The following is a 6,458-nucleotide window of genomic DNA, read 5'->3' as shown; positions in this document are numbered from 1 at the left end:
GCTTGAGTTTACCAGTTTTGGACGAAATCCGATAAGCGGCCAGCTTACCGCTTTTCTGACCCGCTGCGTACAGAAAGTTACCTGAAGGGTCAATGTTAAACGAACGAGGAGTATCCTCCGTAGGCTCCTGTCCCAGCGATTTCAATCGTCCCGATTTTAAGTCCACTTGATAACAGGCAATACTATTATGCCCCCGGTTGGATGCATATAAATATTGACCTGAAGGGGAAAGCTCGATATCCGCACAGGAATTATTCCCTTCAAACCCTTTTGGAAGAGTTGAAATTGTCTGGAAGGGAGTCAGCGAACCTGTTTTAGAATTTAGTTGATACGCCGTGACGGAACTAGCCTTTTCATTATCAAAATAGATAAAACGATTATCTTTAGATACTGCAAGGTGCCTCGGCTCTAATCCAACAGAAGCCTGAACCAACGGTTTCTGATTCGCCTTTAACAGCCCCTTCTTTTCATCCCAGGTAAACTGATAAATCGCATTAGGACCTGTATGAGGTACAAAAACATATTGATTCGACTGATCTGGTAATATTGCATGCGCATTTTTGTCTGTTGGAATTGATTGCAATATTTCAGCTGAAATCTCACCATTTTTTTTGAGCCGGTGAACGGCAACTTTGCCTTCACCATAATAGGCAGAAAACAGATACCGGCCGGTTTTGTCTGTTGCAATATACGCCGCATTGCCTCCTGCAGAAACCGATGAAATATTCTTCAGCTTACCATTCTTGGGATTAAGAGAAAAACTTTTAAACTGTTTCGCAGATCGAACTGAGGCATATAAATATTTCTTTTCTGGATCTATTTCCAGACATCCGGGAGCTCCCTCAAGCATGACATCCTCAAGATGACTTAAAGATCCATCCTGCTCGTTCATTTGATAAATGGCGATTTTCTTTTCTCCCCCCAGGGAGATATAAACGAAACTCGCAGCGCTACAGGGAATCTCAGACAAAAAACATAACCCCACAATGATCAAACAAAATCGCGACAGAAGATGCATGATAGCCTCTTTCAAAATGAACCAACTCAAAGGTGCCGATAGTACTGTTTACCAGTAGAGCCGGTTCTGGGGCTAATTTCAAGCAGTCGCGAATTGTAAAGCACGTTTCACTGCTTCTAATTCTCGGGATCCGCCAAAGACAATGCAGATATAAACCCGGTCATCTTCTACCCACTTGACAGTGGCATAATTACCCTTTTTGAGTTGAGCATAAGCTACATTACCAGGGTTGAAAGACGCATGCGAAGGTAAGGGTTCAACCCGACCAGCTGGAACCTGAACCAATGCTCCATAAATTAATTTTTCTCCCCCAGTCGGAAGAGTAAAAAACCGCACAACGGCATCATGCTTTGATGCGTCGCCTACCGAAATGCCATAAGATTTGCTGGTAAAGACCAAACGGCCTTTGCGACGCCAGCCTCCATGAACGGGAAATTGTTCTGAAAAATTATTATCAAAATCAGACAAGAGGCGGCTGTCCAGATTCAATTCCGGACTGAATTCAGACAAAGCTATGACGGGCTCCTGAGTGGCCCAAAAATAAGTCAGCATCATTAAAAACATCAGGCAAACTGAAAGCCCTGTAATTACACCAGGCTTTTTAAGAAAATCTCTTCGAGACAGGGCAACCCTATGATCATTCGATAAACCAATCACATGATTTTGACTAAGCGTTGCCAAGACTGAATCTTTTAAACCTTCAGGAATCTCAACATCAAAAAGAACATTCTTGATCTGGTCATGAAAAGCGGCATCTCCAGAAGATAATCCAGAACCAGTATGATCTGATGAAGAAAATTCTGATTCTGGGGATGACTCTGAAAGATTCATTATAATTCCATTTAACCGTTTAAAATGACAACTTTAAGATACTATGAATGAATAGTTGTCTTTTCTTCGGAACGCGAGGAAAATCGTTCTTGTAAATAAGATTTTGCCCTTGCCAGACGACTCATCACTGTCCCAAGAGGAATCGACAATTCCTTAGAAATTTCCTTGTAAGATCGCTCTTCAAAATAAAACATCAACAGCGGAATCCGAAAGTCTTCCGGCAATTCATTAAGAGCACCCTGTAACTCCTCTGAAGTTAATTCAGGGACTACTACTTCCTCTGAAACCAGATCGAACGACTGACTCAAAGAGAGGGGGGTGATCTTCTGCGTAATATTTTTCAAAAACAAATTACGTAATATCGTGCAAAGCCATGAACGTGCGAAACTCATATCTCGCAGCTGAGAAAGTTTTTTCTGAGCTATCAGGTAAGTCTGTTGGGTAAGATCTTCTGCCTCTGCTCTATCGCCCGACAAACGATATGCATACCGAAACAGTAGCTGATAATGTAAATCTACCAACAATGTGAGCTCATCTGAATCATTCTGGTTCTGCAATGACATAACCTAAATCTCTATTAAGAAAGATGCTGAAATACATCTTGTTATTCCCCAATTAAGCGAAATTATTAGAATATTTTAGCTTTAATCAGTCGTTTATCCGTATCATTCAAATTCCAACCTCACAAAAAATGAACATTTGAACTCGCTCATGATTCAAAATTGTTCCAACTTTAAGATTTGATGACTTTCTTTTGAATCGTCAGGGATTCTAATCTGTTAAAATTGGGATCAGGCAAATTTTCAAAAGCCTTAACGCTGGGAACACCTTCTTCAGAGTCAATTAAACTCAGTGGAAATTCTGCCAGTTCCTCATGATAGTATTTTTCGCTGGGGAATATATCTGCGGGATAAGTAAAATTATCCAACATCGCTAAAGCAGTACAATGCGAGGCGCCTGTCGCACTTTCCAGCATACCTCCCACCCAGCAGGGAATTCCTGCCTGCTGACAGAGATCATGGATTCTAACAGCATTTGTCAGTCCTCCAACTCGCCCCGGTTTAATGTTCACATACTGACAGCTTTTTAATTCTACAGCCTGCTGAGCACGATAGGGGTGCGTGATGGTTTCATCCAGGCAAATGGGGGTCTTAATCATTTCCTGCAACCGAGCATGATCCGTAATATCATCATGTTGTAATGGCTGTTCGATCATCGCCAACTGAAATTCATCGATTGCTTGAAATAATGAGGCGTCTTTAATTCGATATCCACTGTTGCAATCGATGTGAAACGTTTCATCAGGAAACGAAGACCGAATCGCTTTGAGCATTGGAATATCCCATCCAGGACGAAACTTGAGTTTGATTCGCGGGAAGTTCTCTTCTACGGCTGACCCCACAACTTCAATCAATTCATCCAGATGATCCATCACGCCAAAATCAGCTCCAACTGGCACTTCATTTCTTGTCGCGCCCAAAGCAATATGCAATGGCACATTGGTCAGCCTACTGTGCAAGCTCCACCATGCATTATCCAATGCTGCCTTGGCAAATGAATTCCCTTTGTAAAGAGACAGTTTTTCCTGTAATGCCTGACCACTCTCGATTTCCTGACCAATCACTGCCGGCGCTAACCATTCAGACACTGTATGAAAGACGCCCCCGGCCCATTCTGGACTGTAACAGGGAGCAGCGAGAGGGGTACTCTCTCCCCAGCCTTCAACAGAACCACTCACCAATCGGCATAACACAGAATGAATGGCAGTATCTTCACCATAAGCAGTTCGCCAGGGATAGATCAAAGGCATTGCCACATGAAATAATTCAATCCGTTCGATTTTCATCGGAAGTTTGTTTCCTTCTCTACTACGCCTACGTCAAAAGAACTCATTTCATCTCAGGTGTAACGCTTATACTAAGCATCATCCAGTAGATCCCAGAATTCGTTCTCAGCAGCATCTAGCCCCTTTGCCTTAGGCTGAGATGGACCCTTGGCCTGTTTTTGCGACTGAGGCTGATTTGTTGCTGATCGCTGAGTTGCCGACCGTTTTTTCTGACTGGGGTTTTGCTGACGTCTTTTCTGAACTTTTTTCTTTGTCTTTTTTTGAAGAACCTCATTTCGCGATGATAATACACCTTGAGAATGTGTTTCGGGAGCCGAACATCCAGAACCAGGAGCTCCCTGTTGAGGTTCACCACATTGATTACACAAAGCAACCGGACGCTCTGAACTATCTAGTCCACGAACGACTGATCCAGGCTTAACTGAACGAACCTGTTTTCTTGGTAATTCTCTTGTTTTCTTCGATTGATTGATTGATTCTGCCTGATCCAGAATTTCATTTACCATTGGGAGCTGCGAAACGTCCGCTTCGACCTGAGAGCCCACTTTGAGTTCTGCCTCATCAGCAGTCCCTTGAATCAAATTCTGTTCTCGCGTAATTTCAATTTCGGCTGCTTTTCCGCTGGTAAGATCCCTGGCAGAGACATGAACTCTAGCTTCGGAATCGTATTCCATTAACACTTCAATTTTAGAATCGACTGGTAAATCTGCGGGTAGCCCGTCTATCACACAATTTCCCAAAATGGCAAATGGCTCATCTTGTGAGGCACCACTTTCTATTAATTTTAAATGCACTCGACGCTGATTGGGTGATACAGTCCCATAGGTATGTTTGATAGATGCTGGTAATTTCGTGTTGGCCGGCAAAAGATAGTGTGGCATGCGCTGTTGACCCTGTTGATCACGTACCAGGAAACCCAGTGAGCGTGCATTAACACTATGCTGCTTAATTTTCGAAAGACGACTGGCAGCCTCTGTTGTCAAGAAGGACTTTGCATATTCTCGATTGCTTAACAGCATCCCTGAATAATAAGCGGCCCCATGAGCAATGGACTGATCTGGTGGAAGTGAAAGATTTCGAGTTGTTCCACTCGATTTTTTTAAGGCATCTCGAACCATTGGCATACGCGATGATCCACCAGTTGTCAGCACAACATCAACATGAGCCCATCCCATCTTATTATCTTTTAACAATGCTTTTGTGATGTTAGTGGTTTGATCCACCAGCCCTTTTGTAAGCTGCTCAAATTGAGACTGTGTAATCTGATACGTTTTTCGCTTTGATCCTATCTGACAGGCAAGAGTTGTCTTTGGCCTGACGGTAAGGCTGCGTTTTGCCTGTTCCACTTCATTTGCCAGATATTGTAGACTTTCAGGATCATTGCAGGGGTTCACTCCAAACTCATTAAAAAACTGTTCTGCAATTGTTGCCTGCAATTTACTGTTCCAATCAATGCCCCCCAGTTTTAAATCGCCGCCACTGGAAATAACGTTCACTTCATCTTTCTGATACTTTACCAATGAAAGATCGAATGTACCGCCCCCCAGATCATAGACCAGAATGCATTGTTCTTCAGCGAGTTCGGAAAACCACATACCCTCAGTGCCTAAAACATAACAGAGGGCGGCTGCCACTGGTTCGTTAATCAGGTCCACCTGCTTTAGGCCCGCCTGTTTAGCAGCAGCGATCGTTTCCTGGCGCTGTATATCACTAAATAATGCAGGAACAGTAATCACTGCCGATTCGACGGGCCCGATACGTTCCACTGCCGAAGCGAGCAGTTTTTTTAATACAAACGAGGAAATATCAATGGGAGTAAAGTAACGACCATCAATCTCCCAGCGAAAATTAGATTTCCCCAGAAAACGCTTCGCATGTTGTATGACATTTCGAGGATTGACTATCGCATGCCTTAGCGCTTCCGTACCAACAATTACCTCAGCACCATCAAACATAGCAACTGACGGAGTCGATAATTCACCTTCCTGATTAGGAATGGTAACTGGTTCTCCATGCTCATTCAGATGAGCAATACAGGAATAGGTGGTTCCCAGATCGATGCCAACGGCCTGTATTTTCTGCATAAACCATGAACTCTCTAAAGATAAGCAATATCAGATACTTGAATAGTCGTAACAGGACAGGAAAAGTCCCTGTAACTATGTTATCATGGAAGCCTATAACACTCCAGCACTTGATTCGTGTTTTTCCGGTCATAAATACCAGTCAAATTGTTGGCCAGATAGAAAGATCAGCACAGTGAAAAAACTTCCCTGCCGCCTGAAATGGTGGATTTTGGCAACTCTGCTCTTTGTTTCCAGCGATATGGGGATGACCCAGCCTGTTTCCTCTGCTCAGATATCAGAAAATCAGACTGTGATCCTGAATCGGGATCTTCCAAAATACTTGACAGACAGAAACTTTCGAAAGGGATTATCAAAGACTTTTTCTGCTTCATGGTCCAACATAGGAATTCGTTCCATCCTTCAGCGAATCAGTAGTACACAAAATATCTCAATCATTCTTGACCGAAGGATTGATCCCTCGCTTAAGCTGAAACTGGATATTCAAAACTTGACACTGGAGGAGGGACTACAAAAATTAGCCTCGCTGGTCCATGCAAAATCTGAAATCGTTGGCAGCACAATTTATATTGGTCCAGAGAAAATGGTTTCTAAACTGGAAACGCTCTTGGAATTAAAAAAAGAGGCGTTTTTTAAACTGGCAAACTCTCATTCGAATTTAAAAACACGATTACGTTTT

6 protein-coding genes are annotated in these 6,458 nt (G+C 43.0%); 1 reads left to right on the top strand and 5 read right to left on the bottom strand.

Translation table 11 applies throughout. The features are described 5' to 3' along the window. The 5 genes from Q0668_RS11580 to Q0668_RS11560 form a co-directional block, all read right to left on the bottom strand. A partial coding sequence (locus Q0668_RS11580) for a lactonase family protein (protein WP_298864546.1) occupies positions 1–1,018 on the bottom strand: 1,018 nt, incomplete at its 3' end. 78 nt (positions 1,019–1,096) lie between these two features. Next, a complete protein-coding gene (locus Q0668_RS11575) occupies positions 1,097–1,849 on the bottom strand; it encodes a hypothetical protein (protein WP_298864544.1) in 753 nt (250 codons plus the stop codon). Between the two features lie 41 nt (positions 1,850–1,890). Continuing rightward, positions 1,891–2,370 (bottom strand): RNA polymerase sigma factor, encoded by a 480-nt coding sequence (locus tag Q0668_RS11570; protein ID WP_298864542.1) that lies wholly within the window; start codon positions 2,368–2,370, stop codon positions 1,891–1,893. Between the two features lie 212 nt (positions 2,371–2,582). Beyond that, positions 2,583–3,695, bottom strand: a complete 1,113-nt coding sequence (menC, locus tag Q0668_RS11565; protein WP_298864540.1) for an o-succinylbenzoate synthase — start codon at positions 3,693–3,695, stop codon at positions 2,583–2,585. A gap of 71 nt (positions 3,696–3,766) precedes the next feature. Beyond that, positions 3,767–5,779, bottom strand: coding sequence for an Hsp70 family protein (locus Q0668_RS11560; RefSeq protein WP_298864538.1), 2,013 nt, complete (start codon positions 5,777–5,779; stop codon positions 3,767–3,769). A 175-nt stretch (positions 5,780–5,954) separates the two neighbouring features. Here Q0668_RS11560 and Q0668_RS11555 point away from each other — a divergent pair. Beyond that, positions 5,955–6,458 (top strand): hypothetical protein (locus Q0668_RS11555; RefSeq protein WP_298864536.1); only part of this gene is annotated, 504 nt, incomplete at its 3' end.

The organism is uncultured Gimesia sp., assembly GCF_937910335.1.
Taxonomy (GTDB): Bacteria; Planctomycetota; Planctomycetia; order Planctomycetales; family Planctomycetaceae; genus Gimesia.
This window is presented reverse-complemented; position numbering and strand designations above follow the sequence as displayed.

Coding starts and splice junctions, on each gene's coding strand:
- Q0668_RS11575 (WP_298864544.1), bottom strand. CDS start 1,849: ATGAATCTTTCAGAGTCATCCCCAGAATCAGAATTTTCTTCATCAGAT.
- menC (WP_298864540.1), bottom strand. CDS start 3,695: ATGAAAATCGAACGGATTGAATTATTTCATGTGGCAATGCCTTTGATC.
- Q0668_RS11560 (WP_298864538.1), bottom strand. CDS start 5,779: ATGCAGAAAATACAGGCCGTTGGCATCGATCTGGGAACCACCTATTCC.